The sequence below is a fragment of the Pseudomonas sp. MF4836 genome, assembly GCF_002018875.1.
GTDB lineage: Bacteria > Pseudomonadota > Gammaproteobacteria > Pseudomonadales > Pseudomonadaceae > Aquipseudomonas.
On the sequence record NZ_MVOL01000005.1, the window covers coordinates 228,106 to 247,594 of the forward strand.

General features: G+C 61.0%; 20 protein-coding genes. 16 read left to right on the plus strand and 4 right to left on the minus strand.

What is annotated here, in order from left to right:
* Window positions 1-69: 69 nt before the first annotated feature.
* The 3 genes from MF4836_RS13685 (at window position 70) to MF4836_RS13695 (ending at window position 2,842) form a co-directional block, all read left to right on the plus strand.
* Entirely contained in the window at window positions 70-504 is a 435-nt protein-coding gene (locus MF4836_RS13685) for a MarR family winged helix-turn-helix transcriptional regulator (protein WP_078470739.1), read from the plus strand.
* 298 nt (window positions 505-802) lie between these two features.
* Window positions 803-2,152 carry an NCS2 family permease gene (locus tag MF4836_RS13690; protein WP_020299589.1) on the plus strand — a complete coding sequence of 450 codons (1,350 nt, stop codon included), beginning with the start codon at window positions 803-805 and terminating at the stop codon, window positions 2,150-2,152.
* Window positions 2,153-2,215: 63 nt separating this feature from the next.
* A complete protein-coding gene (locus MF4836_RS13695) occupies window positions 2,216-2,842 on the plus strand; it encodes a LysE family translocator (RefSeq protein WP_078470740.1) in 627 nt (208 codons plus the stop codon).
* Window positions 2,843-2,975: 133 nt separating this feature from the next.
* Here MF4836_RS13695 and uraH read toward each other — a convergent pair whose 3' ends face one another.
* Window positions 2,976-3,329 (minus strand): hydroxyisourate hydrolase, encoded by a 354-nt coding sequence (gene uraH / locus MF4836_RS13700; RefSeq protein WP_078470741.1) that lies wholly within the window; start codon window positions 3,327-3,329, stop codon window positions 2,976-2,978.
* Window positions 3,330-3,752: 423 nt separating this feature from the next.
* Here uraH and puuE point away from each other — a divergent pair, with 423 nt between their 5' ends.
* The 7 genes from puuE to MF4836_RS13735 all read left to right on the plus strand — a co-directional run bounded on the left by puuE (window position 3,753) and on the right by MF4836_RS13735 (window position 11,120).
* Window positions 3,753-4,679: an allantoinase PuuE gene (puuE, locus tag MF4836_RS13705; RefSeq protein ID WP_078470742.1), complete on the plus strand. Its 927-nt coding sequence runs from the start codon at window positions 3,753-3,755 to the stop codon at window positions 4,677-4,679.
* Window positions 4,676-5,191 (plus strand): 2-oxo-4-hydroxy-4-carboxy-5-ureidoimidazoline decarboxylase, encoded by a 516-nt coding sequence (gene uraD / locus MF4836_RS13710; protein ID WP_078470743.1) that lies wholly within the window; start codon window positions 4,676-4,678, stop codon window positions 5,189-5,191. Before puuE ends, uraD begins: the two co-directional genes overlap by 4 nt.
* 91 nt (window positions 5,192-5,282) lie before the next feature.
* On the plus strand, window positions 5,283-6,278 hold the full coding sequence (gene alc / locus MF4836_RS13715; protein ID WP_020299584.1) for an allantoicase: 996 nt from the start codon (window positions 5,283-5,285) through the stop codon (window positions 6,276-6,278).
* A gap of 83 nt (window positions 6,279-6,361) precedes the next feature.
* A complete protein-coding gene (locus tag MF4836_RS13720; RefSeq protein ID WP_020299583.1) occupies window positions 6,362-6,865 on the plus strand; it encodes an ureidoglycolate lyase in 504 nt (167 codons plus the stop codon).
* Window positions 6,866-6,916: 51 nt separating this feature from the next.
* A complete protein-coding gene (locus tag MF4836_RS13725; protein ID WP_078470744.1) occupies window positions 6,917-8,209 on the plus strand; it encodes a urate hydroxylase PuuD in 1,293 nt (430 codons plus the stop codon).
* A gap of 115 nt (window positions 8,210-8,324) precedes the next feature.
* Window positions 8,325-9,683 (plus strand): nucleobase:cation symporter-2 family protein, encoded by a 1,359-nt coding sequence (locus tag MF4836_RS13730; protein WP_078470745.1) that lies wholly within the window; start codon window positions 8,325-8,327, stop codon window positions 9,681-9,683.
* A gap of 651 nt (window positions 9,684-10,334) precedes the next feature.
* Window positions 10,335-11,120 carry an outer membrane protein OmpK gene (locus MF4836_RS13735; RefSeq protein WP_078470746.1) on the plus strand — a complete coding sequence of 262 codons (786 nt, stop codon included), beginning with the start codon at window positions 10,335-10,337 and terminating at the stop codon, window positions 11,118-11,120.
* A gap of 57 nt (window positions 11,121-11,177) precedes the next feature.
* Here the strand turns inward: MF4836_RS13735 and MF4836_RS13740 are convergent, their stop codons facing one another.
* Window positions 11,178-11,954 carry a FadR/GntR family transcriptional regulator gene (locus tag MF4836_RS13740; protein ID WP_238596149.1) on the minus strand — a complete coding sequence of 259 codons (777 nt, stop codon included), beginning with the start codon at window positions 11,952-11,954 and terminating at the stop codon, window positions 11,178-11,180.
* Between the two features lie 166 nt (window positions 11,955-12,120).
* Between MF4836_RS13740 and MF4836_RS13745 the strand changes: the two genes are divergently transcribed.
* Both MF4836_RS13745 and denD read left to right on the plus strand, forming a co-directional pair.
* A complete protein-coding gene (locus MF4836_RS13745) occupies window positions 12,121-13,431 on the plus strand; it encodes an MFS transporter (RefSeq protein ID WP_043228745.1) in 1,311 nt (436 codons plus the stop codon).
* Window positions 13,432-13,446: 15 nt separating this feature from the next.
* Window positions 13,447-14,421, plus strand: coding sequence for a D-erythronate dehydrogenase (gene denD, locus MF4836_RS13750; protein ID WP_078470747.1), 975 nt, complete (start codon window positions 13,447-13,449; stop codon window positions 14,419-14,421).
* Here the strand turns inward: denD and MF4836_RS13755 are convergent.
* A complete protein-coding gene (locus tag MF4836_RS13755) occupies window positions 14,396-15,607 on the minus strand; it encodes a patatin-like phospholipase family protein (RefSeq protein WP_078470748.1) in 1,212 nt (403 codons plus the stop codon). The two genes, denD and MF4836_RS13755, sit on opposite strands and share 26 nt — an antisense overlap.
* A 47-nt stretch (window positions 15,608-15,654) precedes the next feature.
* A complete protein-coding gene (locus MF4836_RS13760; protein WP_078470749.1) occupies window positions 15,655-16,587 on the minus strand; it encodes a lipid A biosynthesis lauroyl acyltransferase in 933 nt (310 codons plus the stop codon).
* Window positions 16,588-16,708: 121 nt separating this feature from the next.
* Here MF4836_RS13760 and minC point away from each other — a divergent pair, with 121 nt between their 5' ends.
* The 4 genes from minC (at window position 16,709) to MF4836_RS13780 (ending at window position 19,439) form a co-directional block, all read left to right on the plus strand.
* Complete coding sequence (gene minC, locus MF4836_RS13765; RefSeq protein WP_043228749.1) at window positions 16,709-17,446, plus strand: septum site-determining protein MinC; 738 nt, start codon at window positions 16,709-16,711, stop codon at window positions 17,444-17,446.
* Window positions 17,447-17,646: 200 nt separating this feature from the next.
* Window positions 17,647-18,459, plus strand: a complete 813-nt coding sequence (gene minD / locus MF4836_RS13770) for a septum site-determining protein MinD (protein WP_020295538.1) — start codon at window positions 17,647-17,649, stop codon at window positions 18,457-18,459.
* A complete protein-coding gene (minE, locus tag MF4836_RS13775; protein WP_019693048.1) occupies window positions 18,459-18,713 on the plus strand; it encodes a cell division topological specificity factor MinE in 255 nt (84 codons plus the stop codon). The genes minD and minE overlap by 1 nt, the downstream gene beginning before the upstream one ends.
* A gap of 90 nt (window positions 18,714-18,803) precedes the next feature.
* Window positions 18,804-19,439 (plus strand): RluA family pseudouridine synthase, encoded by a 636-nt coding sequence (locus tag MF4836_RS13780; RefSeq protein ID WP_078470750.1) that lies wholly within the window; start codon window positions 18,804-18,806, stop codon window positions 19,437-19,439.
* The last annotated feature ends 50 nt before the right edge of the window (window positions 19,440-19,489 follow it).

A 19,489-nucleotide genomic window follows, 5' to 3' on the forward strand; every position in this document is an offset into this window, starting at 1 on the left:
AGCGAAGGCTGAAGGAAATACGTCAAACTGCTTGACCGAAATTACGCCGAGCCGGACAGATACGTCAATATGCTTGACCTTAAAAACCAAACCACTCAGCAAGATGCCATGGAAGCGTTTTTCTTCGGCTACCAGGCGTTCACCGCCAAAGCCGACGAAATGCTCGAACGCCGAGGCCTGAGCCGGGTGCACCAGCGCATTGTGTTTTTTATCGCCCGCTACCCGGGGCTGAGCGTGAAAGAACTGCTCGCCGCCCTGGGCGTGAGCAAGCAGGCGCTGAACATTCCATTGCGCCAATTGATGGAAATGCACCTGGTCAGCAGCATTGCGTCCGAAGCCGACAAGCGCAAACGCCTGCTCGAATTGAGCGAAGACGGTGTGCGCTTTGAGCAGTCATTGCGCCGCGAGCAGGTCAAACTGCTGCAGCGCGCATTTGCCGAAGCCGGCGAGGCGGCCGTGAATGGTTGGCTGGCCGTGAACAAGGCGCTGGGCGAAAACCGCTGATCCCCTCCCCGGGCCAGATCTGGCCCCAAAAAATCGATTGCACGGTTGCCGGTACAGGCCGCGCCTGGCGGCCTTGCGTCACCCTTGGGCGCATATAGCCTTTGCGCCGGAGTATTTCGAATACAATATAGAAAACATTATTTGCTTTCTTTGTATACAAACGCATAATTCGCTCCGTGCGAGTTCCTGACCTTTCAGTCAACAAAACCCGCCAGCCTTGCCTGCCTCAAAGAGCCGCTGCCCACCTTCGCGTGTCCGGTTCTGGAAATAACAATAAAACTCTTGAGGAGTACTCGCTGTGGAAAGCCGCAAATCCGAAGCCCCTACGCTCGACCTCTCGCCGCCGCTGCGCCATGGCTGGCTGGAGCGCATCTTCAAACTCAAGTTGCATGGCACCACGGTCAAGACTGAGTTGATTGCCGGCCTGACGACCTTTATCACCATGGCCTACATCATCTTCGTCAACCCCAACATCATGGCCGACGCCGGCATCGACCATGGCGCGGCGTTCGTCGCGACCTGCATCGCCGCCGCCCTCGGTTGCCTGCTGATGGGGTTGTACGCCAACTGGCCGGTGGGCCTGGCGCCGGGCATGGGCCTCAATGCGTTTTTCACCTACACCGTGGTCGGCACCATGGGTTACACCTGGGAAACCGCGCTGGGCGCCGTATTTATCTCGGGCGTGCTGTTCATGATCCTGACCCTGTCCCGGGTGCGTGAATGGCTGCTCAATAGCATTCCGGTAAGCCTGCGTTATGCCATGGGCGCCGGGGTCGGCTTGTTCCTTGGGCTGATCGGCCTGAAAACCGCAGGCATTGTCGTCGATAGCCCGGCCACTCTGATCAAGCTCGGTTCGTTGCGCGAACCCGGCCCATTGCTGGCAGCAATCTGCTTCCTGATGATCGCCGTACTCAGCTACCACCGGGTGTTCGGCGCGATCCTGATCAGCATCATCGCCGTGACCGCAGCCGGCTGGGGCCTGGACCTGGTGCATTACAACGGCATTCTCTCGACCCCGCCGAGCCTGGCCCCGACCTGGATGGCAATGGATATCGCCGGGGTGTTCAACGTCAGCATGATCAGCGTGGTCCTGGCCTTTCTGTTTGTGCACATGTTCGACACCGCCGGCACCCTGATGGGCGTGGCCCAACGCGCTGGGCTGGTCAACGCCGATGGCCGGATCGAAAACCTCTCCCGGGCTCTCAAGGCCGACAGCGCGTCCAGCGTATTTGGGGCCATGGTCGGGGTGCCGCCGGTAACCAGCTACGTCGAAAGCGCCGCGGGGGTCGCGGCAGGTGGTCGGACTGGTCTTACCGCGGTCACCGTCGGCGTGCTATTTATCGCTGCCATGTTCTTTGCACCGCTGGCCGGCATGATTCCCGCTTATGCCACCGCCGGCGCATTGATTTACGTGGCGATGCTGATGATGGGCGGCATGGCCCATATCAATTGGGACGAGGCTACGGACAGCATTCCGGCGATCGTCACGGCAATCATGATGCCGCTGACGTTCTCAGTGGCCGATGGCATCGCCCTGGGCTTTATCACCTATGTGGTGCTGAAGGCCGGGACCGGCAAGCACAAGGAAATTTCCGTCAGCCTGTACGTGCTGTGCGCGATCTTTATCGCCAAGTTCATTTTCTTGTAGGCGACACCGGTTTTAACCGCCTCACCCCGTCGGGTGGGGCTTTTGTGCATTGGGAGGAAAGTGATGAGTGTGGAAACCTGGCTGCTGTTCAGCGGCGCGGCGCTGGTGGTAATCCTGATTCCGGGGCCCCTGTCTTTGCTGATGATCAGCAACAGCCTGAACTACGGCTTGCGCCGTTCGTACCCGGCGTTTCTCGGCGGGGTGTTTGCTTCGATCTGCCTGCTGAGCGCTTCGGCGCTGGGCCTGGGTGCGTTGCTGCTGGCCTCTGAACAGCTGTTCAGCGCCCTGAAAATCGTCGGCGCGCTGTACCTGTTCTACCTCGCCTGGCAGAGCTGGCAACAATCGCGGCAGCCTTCCCGGGGGGCCCATGTGCCCGAGGCTGCACCGACTCCGCGCTTTCGTGCACTGTTTGGGCGCGCATTCGTCCTGGGGGCGAGCAATCCCAAGGACATCCTGTTCTTCGCCGCCTTCCTGCCGCAGTTTCTCAGTGCCGAGCAGCCGTTCCTGCCACAGCTGCTGATCATGATCGCCACCTGGACCGTGCTCGACCTGCTGTGCAAGCTGGCCTACGGCCTTGGCGCACACGGTGCCGCGCGCTATCTGCGCAGCGGCAAGGGCCAGAGCTGGTTCAACCGCATCAGCGCCGGGTTGTTCAGTGGCGCCGGTGCGGCATCGCTGCTGAGCCGCTGAGGACAACATCGGCGAGCCGCCTCCTGCGGGGGGCGGTTGCCGGCAACGGTTTTCAGCAGACGAAAAAAAGCCCGCAGTGTGAGCGGGCGAAAGACCAAAGAAGCTATTTGCGCAGGATTCTTGGGGGAGCCTCCTAGCTTCCTCTATAGGTCGAATAGCTGTAGGGCGAAATCAGCAGTGGCACGTGGTAATGGTCCTGCTCGGCCGAGATACCGAAGCGCAGCACCACCACATCGAGGAACGCCGGCTCAGGTAGCTGAACGCCACGGGCGCGGTAGTAGTCCCCGGCGTGGAATTGCAATTGATAAACCCCGGAACGGTAGTCATCGCCTTGCAGCAAGGGTGCATCGCAACGGCCGTCGCTGTTGGTCAGGGCGCTGGCGACCAGCTCCAACTGGGCTCCCTCGACCCGGTACAGTTCAACCTTGATTGCGCTGCCAGGGCAGCCATGTGCGGCATCCAAAACGTGTGTAGTCAAACGTCCCATTGATTGTGCGTGGCTGGCGCGCTTCAAGCACCCAGACCTCGCGCCTCCCGGAGTCAGTTAATAAGGAGGCCGCACCCTTTCAGGGCCTGAAAAAATGCGGCGAGCGACTGATTAAGACATTTTTCAAAAAAATTGTACACAATAAAAATCACAAATTAAGTCACCTGACAGCCATAAAGCGTTTAACCACCGTCCGGCGGGCACACCATGGGAATAGAAGGTTTATTGTCGATTAGCTGACCAGTCAGGCAGGTTTCTTGCAGTATCACAATGCGCCAGTAACCGATGAAAAATGCAAAAATTCAGGCTTACAATGTGATTACAGTTTTGTATACAATCACTCCATCGCAGTGACGCCAGCCTGGCTTTTCTTTTTCAGGCCACGCCACGCCACCGTTATCACGCACAAGAAGGAAGACTGCAGTGAGCGCTGACTACCCACGCGACCTGATCGGTTACGGCTCCAACCCACCTCATCCTCACTGGCCGGGTAATGCCCGGATTGCCCTGTCCTTCGTGCTCAATTACGAAGAAGGCGGCGAACGCAACATCCTGCACGGCGATAAAGAGTCGGAAGCCTTCCTCTCGGAAATGGTTTCGGCACAACCGCTGCAGGGCGAACGCAACATGAGCATGGAGTCGCTGTACGAGTATGGCAGCCGTGCCGGCGTGTGGCGGATTCTCAAGCTGTTCAAGGAATTCGACATCCCCCTGACCATCTTCGCCGTGGCCATGGCCGCCCAGCGCCACCCGGATGTGATCCACGCCATGGTCGATGCCGGCCACGAGATCTGCAGCCATGGCTACCGCTGGATCGACTACCAGTACATGGATGAGGCCCAGGAGCGCGAGCACATGCTCGAAGCGATCCGCATCCTCACCGAAATCACCGGTGAACGCCCACTGGGCTGGTACACCGGCCGCACCGGCCCCAATACCCGGCGCCTGGTGATGGAGGAAGGAGGCTTCCTCTATGACTGCGACACCTACGACGATGACCTGCCGTACTGGGAGCCGAACAATCCTACCGGCAAGCCGCACCTGGTGATCCCCTACACCCTCGATACCAACGACATGCGCTTCACCCAGGTCCAGGGTTTCAACAAGGGCGATGACTTTTTCGAGTACCTCAAAGACGCCTTCGACGTCCTGTATGCCGAGGGCGCGCAAGCACCGAAGATGCTTTCTATCGGCTTGCACTGCCGCCTGATCGGCCGCCCGGCGCGCCTGGCCGCCCTCAAGCGATTTATCGAGTACGCCAAGAGCCATGACCAGGTGTGGTTCACCCGCCGCGTAGACATTGCCCGTCACTGGCATGACGTACACCCTTTCCAGGGAGCCGCCAAATGACTGCGTTCCAGACCTTGAAACCGTCGACCCTGAGCCGTGACGAATTCGTCAAAGCCTTCGCCGACATCTACGAACATTCGCCATGGGTGGCCGAAAAGGCCTTCGACCTGGGCCAGGACGCTTCGATCGACGAGATCGAAACCCTGCACCAGCGCATGAGCGACATCCTGTTGAGCGCCGATCATGCCAGCCAGCTGGCCCTGATCAACGCTCACCCGGACCTGGCCGGCCGTGCCGCCGTCCAGGGCCAACTGACCGAAGCCAGCACCAACGAACAAGCGGGCGCCGGTATTCACCAATGCACGGCCGAAGAGTTTTCTCGCTTCACCGAGCTGAACGATGCCTACAAGGCCAAGTTCAAGTTTCCCTTCATCATGGCGGTAAAAGGCAGCAACCGGCATCAGATCCTCGCGGCGTTCGAAACGCGCATCCACAACTCGGTGGACACCGAATTCAAATGCGCGCTGGCGGAGATCAACAAGATCGCCCTGTTCCGTTTACTGACCCTATAGCGACCTTAGCCCGAGAAATCACCACGTACGCAACGGTTTCCCAGGGCTCTGCAAGCATCCCCAGCCACTTTATTAAAGGCAGACAAGAAGAATGAAAGCTTACGCCGTACCTTTCGAGAAGTTCGTCAACCTGGCCGATGCCCGCCTGGGCACCAAGATCATTTCGGTGACCGATGACTGGTTCGCCGATGCCAACCGGATGTTCCAGCCGACCCCGGCCGTATGGAAGGAGGGCGTTTTCGATGACAACGGCAAGTGGATGGACGGCTGGGAGTCGCGCCGCAAGCGCTTCGAAGGCTACGACAGCGCAGTGATCCGCCTGGGCGTGCCAGGTTCGATCAAGGGCGTGGACATTGACACTTCATTCTTTACCGGCAACTTCCCGCCTTCGGCCTCCCTGGAAGCCTGCTTCCTGGCCTCCGGCGAGCCCAATGAAAACACCCAGTGGGTGGAAGTGCTGTCGGCCGTCGAGCTGCAAGGCAACAGCCACCACTACCACGAGATCAGCAACGACCAGGCCTTCAGCCACCTGCGGTTCAATATCTACCCGGACGGTGGCGTGGCCCGCCTGCGGGTGTACGGCATTCCGTTCCGCGACTGGTCGGCGATTGGCGACAACGAACAGGTCGACCTGGCCTCGGCCCTCAACGGTGGCCGCGCCCTGGCATGCTCCGATGAACACTTCGGCCGTATCAGCAACCTGCTCAACCCGGGCCGCGGGATCAACATGGGCGATGGCTGGGAAACCGCACGTCGCCGTACCCCTGGCAACGACTGGGTGATCGTCGCCCTCGGCCATGCCGGCGAAGTCGAGAAAATCGTCGTCGATACCCTGCACTTCAAGGGCAACTACCCGGACAGCTGCTCGATCCAGGGTGCCTTTGTCAAAGGCGGCACCGACAGCCAGATCGAAACCCAGTCGCTGTTCTGGCGTGAACTGCTGCCGAGCCAGAAGTTGGAAATGCACGCCGAACACACCTTCGCCGAGCAGATCAAGGCCCTGGGCCCAATCACTCATATCCGTCTGAACATCTTCCCGGACGGTGGCGTCAGCCGCCTGCGGATTTTGGGCAAGGTCGCTAAATAAGCAGTGCCCCGCGGAGAGGGAGCGTGCTCCCTCCTCCCCACAACAGCAGAACAAACAACACAGAATCCGGATAAGAGACAGCCATGCGCACACTGATGATCGAACCCCTGACCAAAGAAGCCTTCGCCCCCTTCGGTGACGTGATTGAAACCGACGGCAGCGACCACTTCATGATCAACAACGGTTCGACCATGCGCTTTCACAAACTGGCGACGGTCGAAACCGCTACGCCGGAAGACAACGCGATCATCAGCATCTTCCGCGCCGACGCGCAGGACATGCCGCTGACCGTGTGCATGCTGGAGCGTCACCCGCTGGGCAGCCAGGCTTTCATCCCGCTGCTCGGCAACCCCTTTCTGATCGTGGTCGCGCCACTTGGCGATGAACCTGTATCGGGCTTGGTCCGCGCCTTTGTCAGTAATGGCAGGCAGGGCATTAATTACCATCGCGGCGTTTGGCACCATCCGGTGCTGACGATCGAAAAGCGGGATGACTTCCTGGTGGTTGATCGCAGTGGCACAGGCAATAACTGCGATGAGCATTTTTTCAAAGAGGATGAGCGTTTGATCCTCGCCCCCCACCAATAAGAGAAGGTCTGATCACCCGACAACAAGGGTGACAGGCGAGAGGTAAAGACTGTGGAAGCACATCTGTTGGAATGGCTCAACCTGAGCGTGCGTTGGGTACACATGATCACCGGCGTGGCCTGGATCGGCGCATCGTTCTACTTCGTCTGGTTGGAAAACAACCTCAACCGCGTCAACCCCAAGGATGGACTGGCCGGCGACCTGTGGGCGATCCACGGCGGCGGTATCTACCACCTGGAAAAATACAAACTGGCCCCGCCGACCATGCCGGACAACCTGCACTGGTTCAAATGGGAAGCCTACTTCACCTGGATGTCGGGGATCGCGCTGCTGTGCGTGGTGTTCTACTCCAACCCCACGTTGTACCTGCTGGCACCGGGCAGCGGCCTGAGCGGCCCTGAAGGCGTGGCCATCGGTATCGGCTCGCTGTTCATCGGCTGGTTCGTCTACTCCTTCCTCTGCGACTCGGCCCTGGGCAAGCGCCCAGCCCTGCTCGGCCTGATCCTGTTTGTGCTGCTGATTGCAGCCGCCTACGGCTTCAGCAAGGTATTCAGCGGTCGCGGTGCGTACCTGCATGTCGGCGCCATCATCGGCACCATCATGGTCGGGAACGTGTTCCGCATCATCATGCCGGCCCAGCGCGCACTGGTCGCCGCCATCGCGGAAAACCGCACCCCCGACCCGGCACTGCCGGCCAAGGGCCTGCTGCGCTCGCGCCACAACAACTACTTCACCCTGCCGGTGCTGTTCATCATGATCAGCAACCACTTCCCGAGCACCTACGGCAGCTCGTACAACTGGCTGATCCTGGCCGGGATCGCGGTGTTGGCAGTACTGGTACGTCACTACTTCAACACCCGCCACAACAGCCACAAGTTTGCCTGGACCCTGCCCGTGGCAGCCCTGGGCATGATTTGCCTGGCGTACGTCACCGGCCCGGCGACCGCCCCCACCGCCGCACCGGTGGCCAAGGCCGCGGGCCAGATCGACTACCAGCCTCTGCCGGAAACCGCCCTGGGCGGTGGTGCCAAACCCGCTGTACCGGCCGCGCCAGCCGCCGCGACCCAGGCGTCCAGCGCCGGGCCCGCGTTCGATAAGGTGCACAGCGTGATCCAGGAACGCTGCGCAGTCTGCCATTCAGCCAAGCCCACCAGCCCGCTGTTCAGTGCCGCGCCAGCCGGGGTGATGTTCGATACACCGGAGCAGATTCGCCAACAGGCCGCACGCATCCAGGCCCAGGCCATCACCACGCAGATCATGCCCCTGGGCAATATCACTCAGATGACCCAGCAGGAACGTGACCTGATCGGTGCCTGGATCAACCAGGGGGCACAGACCAACTAAGTAATGCCGAGAAAGGCTGCGCTACCGGAAACGGTACCGCAGCCTTTGTTGCACAAGGCTGTGGGCAACCACACAGCCGCTAAATCACAAGAATAAAAAAGACCTGAGGTGTTGCATGTCCGAGTTATCCGAACCGCGCATCCCCGACGCGCCTGCGATTCAGCGCCTGCCGCTGCTGCAACTGATCCTGGTTGGCTTGCAGCATGTATTGCTGATGTACGGAGGTGCGATTGCGGTGCCGCTGATCATCGGACAGGCCGCAGGCCTGAGTCGTGAAGAAATCGCCTTCCTGATCAATGCCGACCTGCTGGTGGCCGGCATTGCCACTGTTGTTCAATCCCTCGGCATCGGCCCCATGGGCATCCGCATGCCGGTGATGATGGGCGCCAGCTTCGCCGCCGTCGGCAGCATGGTAGCCATGGCCGGCATGCCCGGTATCGGCATGCAGGGGATCTTCGGTGCCACTATCGCCGCCGGCTTCTTCGGCATGCTCATCGCGCCGTTCATGTCCAAGGTGGTGCGTTTTTTCCCACCCCTGGTCACCGGTACGGTCATTACCTCCATTGGCCTGTCGCTGTTTCCGGTGGCCGTGAACTGGGCCGGGGGCGGCAGCAACGCCGCTCAGTTCGGCTCCCCCATCTACCTGGCTATCGCCGCCCTGGTCCTGGGCAGCATCTTGCTGATTCACCGGTTCATGCGCGGCTTCTGGGTCAATATCTCGGTGCTGATCGGCATGGGCCTGGGCTACGTGCTGTGCGGGCTGATCGGCATGGTCGATCTCAGCGGCATGGCCGAGGCGCCCTGGCTGCAGATCGTCACGCCGCTGCATTTCGGCATGCCGCAGTTCCACCTCGCACCGATTCTTTCGATGTGCCTGGTGGTGGTGATCATTTTTGTCGAATCCACTGGGATGTTTCTGGCCTTGGGCAAGATCACCGGCCAAGAGGTCACACCCCGCATGCTGCGCCGTGGCTTGCTGTGCGATGCCGGCGCGTCATTTTTTGCCGGTTTCTTCAACACCTTCACCCACTCCTCGTTCGCCCAGAATATCGGCCTGGTGCAAATGACCGGCGTGCGCTGCCGTTCGGTGACCATCGTCGCCGGCGGCTTGCTGATCGTCCTCAGCCTGCTGCCCAAGGCGGCATTCCTGGTGGCGTCGATTCCAGCCGCGGTGCTCGGCGGTGCGGCCATCGCCATGTTCGGCATGGTGGCGGCCACCGGCATCAAGATTCTCCAGGAGGCCGACATCGCCGATCGCCGTAACCAGTTGCTGGTGGCGGTGAGTATCGGCATGGGCCTGATCCCGGTGGTACGTCCGGAGTTCTTCGCCCACCTGCCGCAGTGGATGAGCCCGATCACCCACAGCGGGATCGCCATGGCGACCTTGAGCGCCCTGACGCTGAACCTGTTGTTCAACATCCTCGGCGGCCATGAGCGCGCCGCCGAAAATGCCCGACACGCCCACCCGCACTGATCGCCAATCGGGCGAGCAACGCCTCGCCCCGCTCACCTGCTGCACCGCACGCCCACCCCGGTCGACACCCGGGGGCTGGCGCCGGCCCCCTACGCCCTGACAATAAAAACAACAGAGGCCACAGGATGCGCGCTCCACACTCTCGCTGCCTGACGAGCACCGAACCGTCGGTGGCCATCAACCAGCCCTGGAGGGCTGTGCCAGCGCCTGGGCCGCAAAATGCCCGGCATTGGCCACGTGAGGACTCCCCCTCTTTGCGTACCCCAGTCCAAAGCCAGGCCAAACATGCCCCAAAGTTGTTTCAAGTGCGCTGTTGCGGGGCACTTGAGCCAGGTCACGGGAGCCAGTATTCTCCGCGACCGCGCATATCCGGTGAAAAAAAAAGCCCGGATCTAAAACCTGACCAGAAAGCCAACTTACCCAGGCCCTGGACAGTATCAAGGCGCATTGAATTCAAGCCGAATCCACTCTCAATCGACTGTTTCGCTACAGCCGAGCGGGAGTTTTTTTGCTTTTTAAGCGCATTGGCTCAGCTCTTGCTATCAGCAATAAAGCTGACCGAATGGATGACTTTTACTGCAATTAAAAAGGCGCCACACCAGAGCGCCCATTTGAAAAAACGTCGGACCACTTAACTTTGGGAGCAACCGAATGAAACATACGTGCACACGCCTGATGCTTGCAGGATCCTTGCTGGCCGGGGGCCAGGCCATGGCCGGCGACCTGTTGCAATGGCAAAACAACAGCCTGACTTACTTGTACGGCAAGAACTTCGAAGTCAATCCACAAATCCAGCAGACCGTCACTTTCGAACACGCCGATGGCTGGAAATACGGCGACAACTTCTTCTTCCTCGACCGCATCTTTTACAACGGCAAGGAAGACGGCAACGTCGGCCCGGATACGTACTACGGTGAGTTCAGCCCACGCCTGTCGTTCGGCAAGATATTCGACCAGAAACTGGAGTTCGGCCCGATCAAGGACGTGCTGCTGGCACTGACTTACGAGTTTGGTGAAGGCGATAACGAGTCATACCTGATCGGCCCGGGCTTCGACCTGGCGATCCCCGGCTTCGACTACTTCCAGCTCAACTTCTACCAGCGCCACACCGAAGGCAGCCGCCCGGGCGACAACGTCTGGCAGATCACGCCGGTGTGGTCCTACACCATTCCAGTGGGCGACTCGAACATCCTGATCGACGGCTTCATGGACTGGGTGGTGGACAACGACAAAAACGCCCGTGGCACCTACCACGCCAACCTGCACTTCAACCCGCAGATCAAGTACGACCTGGGCAAGGCGCTGAACTGGGGTGAGAAGCAGTTGTACGTCGGTGTCGAGTACGACTACTGGAAAAACAAATACGGGATCGAGGATTCGCGCAACTTCGAAACCAACCAGGACACCGCCAGCCTGCTGGTCAAGTACCACTTCTAAGGTCGTGGATGGTGCGGCTTGCCTCGGTGCCTGAGGCAAGCCGCGTCGAGCCGGTGCTCAGGAACTGCGCGATCCCGGGCTCTGCCAAAAGGCCGGATCGGCGTTTTTCAGGCGTTCGACCGCGTTATGGATATGGGTCAGAGCCGCCTGCCGCGCGCCTTCCACATCCCTTGCGGCAATGGCCGCATATACGGCGAAATGCTCGGTACGCACCGTACTCGCCAGATCCCGCCGCCGCTCTTCATTGGAGCGCGTGATGCGGATCGCCTCCTTGATGAACTGCGCAATGAATTCATGCAACGAGGGATACAGCGGGTTGCCCGTGGCCTGGGAAATCGAAAAGTGAAAGGCCAGGTCCTGCTCCACTCCATCAAGGCCCGCCTGCTCGGCCGCATCGATGGCCAGCAAGGCCTGATGGATGGCCTGCAACTGTTCCGGGGTATGCCGCTGCGCCGCCAACGCTGCCGCCTCGCCTTCGATGCCGCGCCGCAACTCGGTGACCCGCAGCACCGCCTCGATCGAGCCGCGCACATCCAGGTCAATGGTGAAGGCCTTGATATGGGCCCCCTCGCTGACCACCGTGCCGCTGCCCTGGCGCACCTCCACCAGGCCGGCTGATTTCAGGCGCGAGATCGCCTCGCGAATCACGGTACGGCTGACACCAAAACGCTCGGACAACACCGGTTCAGTCGGCAGGCGCGAGCCCGGCAGCGCCTCGCCGCTGGCGATATGCGCCTTGAGCGCGGCCGTCACCTGATCCGCCAGCGTGCCCTTGGCCGAGTCCTTGAGCGACGCCAGGGAGTCGACGCGGGAAGAGTTATCAGGCTTGGACATGGGTATCTCTGTATTCAAATGGGCTAACGGTACTGGATTTCCGTTAAGCCGTCGCGTCCGGTCGCCGACCATTGAATTCGTATGATGTATTATGATATCTAAGACACCTCAGCGAGTCCGATAAAAACAAAATCACCCAAAACAAGAAACTAGGATGGGTAAAGACATGCCTGAATCACTGACGCAAACTGCTGCCCGCTCACCCACTGCCTCCCTCGAGGATGTGGCCTACCGCAAAGTTGCCTGGCGCATCCTGCCCCTGCTGTTGCTGTGTTACCTGGTGGCCTACCTGGACCGGGTCAACGTCGGTTTTGCCAAGTTGCAGATGTCGCAAGACCTGCAATTCTCCGAAGCGGTCTATGGCCTTGGGGCCGGGATCTTCTTCATTGCCTACTTCCTCGTGGAAATTCCCAGCAACCTGATCCTGCACCGGGTCGGCGCCCGCCTGTGGATCGCCCGCATCATGATCAGCTGGGGCATCATTTCCTCGTGCATGGCCTTCGTCACCACGCCGACCTCGTTCTACGTGATGCGCTTTTTGCTGGGCATCGCCGAGGCCGGGTTTTACCCAGGGGTGATTCTCTACCTCTCGTACTGGTTCCCCTCCAGCCGTCGCGGCAAGATGTACGCCCTGTTCGCCACCGCCGTGCCGCTCTCGGGGCTGATCGGCGCGCCCTTGTCCGGCTGGATCATGACCGCCCTCAACGGCTTGCATGGCTACGCGGGCTGGCAATGGATGTTCTTTCTCGAAGGGCTGCCGTCGATCCTGGTCGGTGGCCTGGTGATCTACTGCCTCAGCGACCGCATCGCCGATGCCCGCTGGCTGACCCGCGAACAGAAAACCCTGCTGCAAACCCGGATCGAAGCCGAGACCGATGGCCATCAGGTGCACAGCGTCCGCCAGGTATTCCGCCAACCGCGGATCTGGCTGCTGACCGCGATCTACTTCTGCATGATCGCCGGCTTCTACACCGTGGGTTTCTGGCTGCCGTCGCTGATTCGCCAGGCGGGCGTCAGCGATGTGTTCGAAGTCGGCATGCTCACCGCGATTCCCTATGCCGCTGCGGCGCTGACCATGGTCCTGATCTCGCGCAGCGCCGACCGCCTGCGTGAACGTCGCTGGCACCTGGCGTTGACCGCCGTGCTGGGTGGTGTCGGGCTGATGATCTCCGCGACCTGGAGCGACAATTTCACGGTGTCGATGATCGGCCTGACCCTGGGCGCCATGGGTGCCTTCAGCACGCTGCCACTGTTCTGGAGTTTGCCGACGGCCTTCCTCGGCGGCACGGCTGCCGCAGCCGGCATCGCCCTGATCAACTCCTGGGGCAACCTCGCGGGCTTTGTCTCGCCCTACCTCATGGGCTTTCTCAAGGACCTGACCCACAGCACCACGATCGGCATGTACGTCATGGCCAGCGCGTTGTTCATCGGTGCCCTGCTGGTCTTCAGAATTCCCGGAAAACTCGTCAATCGCTGATAGTTGGAGTCACTCATGAATATTCTCGTCACCGGCGCGGCCGGCTTTCTCGGACGGCGCCTGATCGAAGCCCTGCTGCAACTCGGCTCGCTCGCTGATCGGCACGGCCAGTTGCAGCCCATCACCCGCATCACCGCGTTCGACCGCGAACCTGTGCAAGGCATCACGGACCCTCGGGTCCTGGTCAAAGGCGGAGACATCACCGATGAACAGGTGCTGGCCAACCTGATCGACGCCGATACCGACAGTATTTTCCATTTGGCGGCCGTGGTTTCGAGCCAGGCCGAAAGCGATTTCGAGCTGGGCATGCGCGTCAACTTCAGCGCCACCCAGGGCCTGCTGGAGCGGGCGCGGCAATTGGGCACCTGCCCGAAGTGGGTCATGACCAGCTCGGTGGCGGTGTTCGGCGGGCAACTGCCCCAGGTCGTCGACGACGATCAGGTCTGGGCGCCGCAAAGTTCCTACGGCACCCAGAAAGCCATGAATGACCTGCTGCTGGCCGACTACAGTCGCCGCGGCTTCGTCGATGGCCGCAGCCTGCGCATGCCGACCATCGTCGTGCGCCCGGGCAAGCCGAACCTGGCAGCGTCAAGCTTTGCCAGCGGCATCATCCGCGAACCGCTCAATGGCCTGGCCAGCGTCTGCCCGGTGCCTTTGAGGACCCGACTGTGGCTGATGTCGCCAGCCCAGGCCATTGCCAACCTGATTCATGGCCATGAGCTGGCGGCGCAGCGCCTGACTGAAGGCCGGGTGATCAACATGCCCGGCCTGTCGCAGACGGTGGAGCAGATGATCGGCGCCTTGCGCGAGGTCTCGGGCGACGAGGTGGCGCAACGCATTGAGCTGCGTCCGGATGCCAGCATCGAGCGGATTGTCGGCTCATGGCCCGGAGAGTTCAGTGCCCGCTACGCCCGTAGCCTGGGGTTTACCGCCGATGAGAATTTTGCCAGCGTGATCCGCCAGTTCATCCGGGATTACCCGCCCCAGTGACTGGGTTTGCCTCTCCTGCCAACCCCGCGGGAGAGGCGGCCGCCAACCCGAGAAAGCGCGACAACTCCTCGCGCTTGGCCAAGGCGTCCTTGCGTCCCAGCTCGATCAGTTCGCTGCAATATCCGGACTCGAACAACAGATAGCTGAGCACCCCGGCGCCGCTGGTCTTGGTGGCCCCCGGGCCACGCAAGAACACCCTCAGAGGCGCCGGCAATTCCTGGCGGTGACGGGCGGCGATCTCGTCGATCGGCTGGCTCGGGGCAATTACCAGCACCTCGACCGGCGCCACACCCAGGCCATTGCCCACGAACTCCGGAGGTAACAGGCGGCCGAACTGATTGAGCCGTTGCAACAGTTCGATATCGCTTTCAAGACTGTCAATAAAGGTGCTGTTGAGCATGTGCCCGCCGATCTGCGCCAGGGTCGGCTGCTGCCCGGTGTAGGAGCGCGGCCCGGCAGCATCCGAGCCTCGCGGGTTGCCGCTGACGCCCACCACCAGCACCCGCCGTGCGCCCAGGTGCAACGCCGGGCTGATGGGGGCCGACTGGCGTACGGCGCCGTCGCCAAAAAACTCCTGGTCGATCTTGACCGGCGCAAACAGCAACGGAATCGCCGAGCTGGCCAGCAAATGCTCCACCGTGATCCGCGTAGGCACGCCGACACGACGATGGCGCAACCAGGCATCAATCACCCCGCCGCCCTGATAGAAGGTCACTGCCTGCCCCGACTCGTAGCCGAATGCCGTCACCGCCACCGCGTGCAACTGGTTTTGCTCGATGGCTTCCTGGATACCCGACAGGTGCAACTGATCATTGAGCAAGTCGCGCAATGGCGAGCTGTTGATCAATGCCACGGGAACCTGGGCACCGAGGCCCAGCAGGCTATGGCCGACAAACCGACTGGCCTGGCTGATCACGCCGGGCCAGTCGCTGCGCATCACCTGGTGGCTGCGAAAGTTCTGCCAGAACGCCGTCAGACGCTGGATGGCCGCAGTAAAATCCATGGCACCGCTGGCCAGGCTGACCGCATTGATCGCGCCAGCCGAGGTGCCGACGATCACCGGAAAGGGGTTGGCGGCGCCCGCCGGCAGCAACTCGGCAATCGCCGCCAGCACCCCCACCTGATAAGCCGCACGGGCACCACCGCCAGACAGAATCAGACCTGTGACCGGTTCAACTGGGCTCATCGCAACACTCCGTCCATGGCGTTCAAGGGGGCCTGAAAGAAATCAACTCAACCGCGTTTGGCGTAGAGCTTGGGCTCACCCGGCGGCCGGCTCTTGAAACGCCGGTGGGCCCAGAGGTATTGCTCCGGGCATTCACGCAAGGCGGCTTCGACCCACTGGTTGATGCGCAGGCAGTCGGCCTCTTCGGTTTCACCGGGGAAGTCGCTGAGCGGTGGGTGGATCACCAACCGGTAGCCGCTGCCATCGGCCAGGCGTTGCTGGGTGAAGGGCACGACCAGCGCTCGGCCCAGGCGGGCGAACTTGCTGGTGGCGGTCACAGTGGCGGCCTGAATCCCGAAGAACGGCACGAAAATGCTCTGCTTGGCGCCGTAGTCCTGATCAGGTGCATACCAGATCGCCCGGCCCGCACGCAGCAGCTTGAGCATGCCGCGCACGTCCTCGCGCTCAACCGCCAGGGAATCCAGGTTATGCCGCTCGCGACCGCGACGCTGGATAAAGTCGAACAGCGGGTTTTTATGCTCGCGGTACATACCGTCGATGGTGTGCTGCTGGCCGAGCAGAGCGGCGCCGATTTCCAGGGTGGTGAAGTGCAGAGCCATGAGAATCACGCCCTTGCCCTCACGCTGCGCCTGCTTCAGATGCTCCAGCCCTTCGACGTGGGCCAGACGTGCCAGGCGCGGCTTGGACCACCACCAACTCATGGCCATCTCAAAGAAGGCGATACCGGTGGAGGCGAAGTTTTCCTTGAGCAAACGCTTGCGCTCGGCCACTGACTTCTCGGGGAAACACAGCTCCAGGTTGCGCTTGGCAATCCGCCGCCGGTCGCCGGCCACCCGATACATCAGCGCCCCCAAAACACGGCCCAGGCAGACTATAAAGGGATAAGGCAGCTGGACCACCAGCCACAACAGGCCCAGGCCCAGCCACAGCGGCCAGAAACGCGGGGATAAAAATGCAGCTCGAAAACGCGGGCGATCCATTACAGATTCCGGACAGACAACAAGGCCGCGCATTCTACATCGGTTCGACCCGGCTTGCGGCTCGCGGGCGTTCTCGTTATAAGTCTCGGCACTTTTAGTGACAAGCCGCTTTATGCCGACCATGAGCCAAACCGAATCGCTAGACCAAGATCCTGTGTTCCAGTTAAAGGGCAGCATGCTCGCCATCACGGTGCTGGAACTGGCCCGCAACGACCTTGAAGGCCTCGATCGCCAATTGGCCGCGAAGGTGGCACAGGCCCCGAACTTCTTCAGCAACGCCCCGCTGGTGCTGGCCCTGGACAAACTGCCGGCCAGCGAAGGTGCAGTCGATCTGCCGAGCCTGATGCGCGTATGTCGCCAGCATGGCCTGCGTACCCTGGCGATCCGCGCCAATCGCATCGAAGACATTGCCGCGGCCATTGCCGTCGACCTGCCGGTGCTGCCGCCCTCCGGCGCCCGCGAACGGCCGCTCGACCCGCAGGAAAACGAGCTGCGCAAAAAACCGGAAAAACCGCCGGAACCGACCATCAAGCCGACTCGCATCATCACTTCGCCAGTACGTGGCGGGCAGCAGATCTATGCCCAGGGTGGCGATCTGGTAGTGGTGTCCTCGGTCAGCCCGGGCGCGGAACTTCTGGCCGATGGCAACATCCATGTATACGGCCCCATGCGCGGTCGCGCACTGGCGGGCGTCAAGGGTGATACCAAGGCCAGGATTTTCTGTCAGCAGTTGAGCGCTGAACTGGTCTCCATCGCTGGCCAGTACAAGGTTTCCGAAGACTTGCGACGTGATCCGTTATGGGGTGCGGGCGTGCAGGTCAGCCTGTCGGGTGACGTGTTGAACATCACTCGTCTTTAACGGATACTGCCGCATTTTCCAAGCATCTCTAAAACGTAGCGAAAACGGCTCAAACGAAGTGGGAAATTGGCAATAGGCGGTGTTTACCGAGGGTAAATCCTGCTGCTGACCGAACTCCAGCCCAGGCTGTCCGACTGAAGTAGTTTTCAAGAGATGTTTTTCAGGGGCTAAAAGTCCTTTTTCCTTAGGGGTGAAACACCTTGGCCAAGATTCTCGTGGTTACATCCGGCAAGGGTGGTGTGGGTAAGACCACCACCAGCGCCGCTATCGGTACCGGCCTCGCTCTGCGCGGCCACAAAACAGTCATCGTCGACTTCGACGTCGGCCTGCGTAACCTCGACCTGATCATGGGCTGCGAACGCCGCGTGGTGTACGACTTCGTCAATGTGGTCAACGGCGAAGCTAACCTGCAGCAAGCCCTGATCAAAGACAAGCGCCTGGAAAACCTCTACGTACTGGCCGCCAGCCAGACTCGCGACAAAGACGCGCTGACCGTCGAAGGCGTGGAAAAAGTCCTGATGGAACTCAAGGAAACCTTCGAGTTCGTGGTTTGCGACTCCCCTGCCGGTATCGAGAAAGGCGCTCACCTGGCCATGTACTTCGCCGACGAAGCGATTGTCGTGACCAACCCTGAAGTGTCTTCGGTACGTGACTCCGATCGCATGCTGGGCCTGCTGGCCAGCAAATCGCGCCGCGCCGAAAAAGGCGAAGACCCGATCAAGGAACATTTGCTGCTGACCCGCTACAACCCCGAGCGCGTCAGTAACGGCGAAATGCTTGGCGTCGAAGACGTCAAGGAAATCCTCGCCGTGACCCTGCTGGGTGTCATTCCGGAATCTCAAGCGGTGCTCAAGGCCTCCAACCAGGGCGTGCCGGTCATTCTCGACGACCAGAGCGACGCCGGTCAGGCGTACAGCGATGCCGTCGATCGTTTGCTGGGCAAAACCGTGGAACATCGGTTCCTTGATGTCGAGAAGAAGGGATTCTTCGAGCGCCTGTTTGGAGGTAGATAATGAATCTTTTTGACTTCTTTCGTGCCAATAAAAAGGTAAGTACCGCGTCGGTAGCGAAAGAGCGTCTGCAGATTATCGTGGCGCATGAACGCGGCCAGCGCAGCACCCCCGATTACTTGCCGGCCTTGCAGAAGGAGCTGGTGGAAGTGATCCGCAAGTACGTAAATATCGGGTCCGATGATGTGCACGTCGCCCTGGAAAACCAGGGTAGCTGCTCGATTCTGGAACTCAATATCACCCTGCCGGATCGCTGATCGATCCCGCTGGAGCCACGGCGGCTCGGGACCTGGTGCACTGCATCAGGCTTCCGAGCCGCCGTTGGCGTTTGTTACGAGGCTGTTTTAATGCCGCTGTCGAATATCCGCATCATCCATCAGGACGCCGCCGTACTGGTGGTGAACAAGCCCACCCTGCTGCTCTCCGTGCCCGGCCGGGCCGATGACAACAAGGACTGCCTGATTACCCGCCTGCAGGAAAACGGCTACCCCGAAGCGCGAATCGTCCACCGCCTGGACTGGGAAACCTCCGGCATCATCCTGCTGGCTCGCGACCCCGACACCCATCGCGAACTCTCGCGCCAGTTTCATGACCGCGAAACGGAAAAAGCCTACACCGCACTCTGCTGGGGCCAGCCGGAACTGGACAGCGGCAGCATCGACCTGCCCCTGCGCTACGACCCGCCGACCAAACCACGCCATGTGGTCGATCACGAATTTGGCAAGAACGCCCTGACCTTCTGGCGCGTGCTGGAACGTTGCGGCGACTGGTGCCGGGTAGAGCTGACACCGATCACCGGGCGCTCGCACCAGCTGCGCGTGCACATGCTGTCCATCGGCCACCCCCTGCTTGGCGACGGCCTGTATGCGCACCCACAAGCCCTGGCCGCCTGGCCACGGCTGTGCCTGCACGCCACCATGCTCAGCTTCACTCACCCGCAAAGCGGCGAGCGCTTGCGCTTCGAGTGCCCGGCGCCGTTCTGATGCTTGCCGGAGTGAGCGCCCGTCTCAAAAAAGCCCCTCATCCCAGGGGC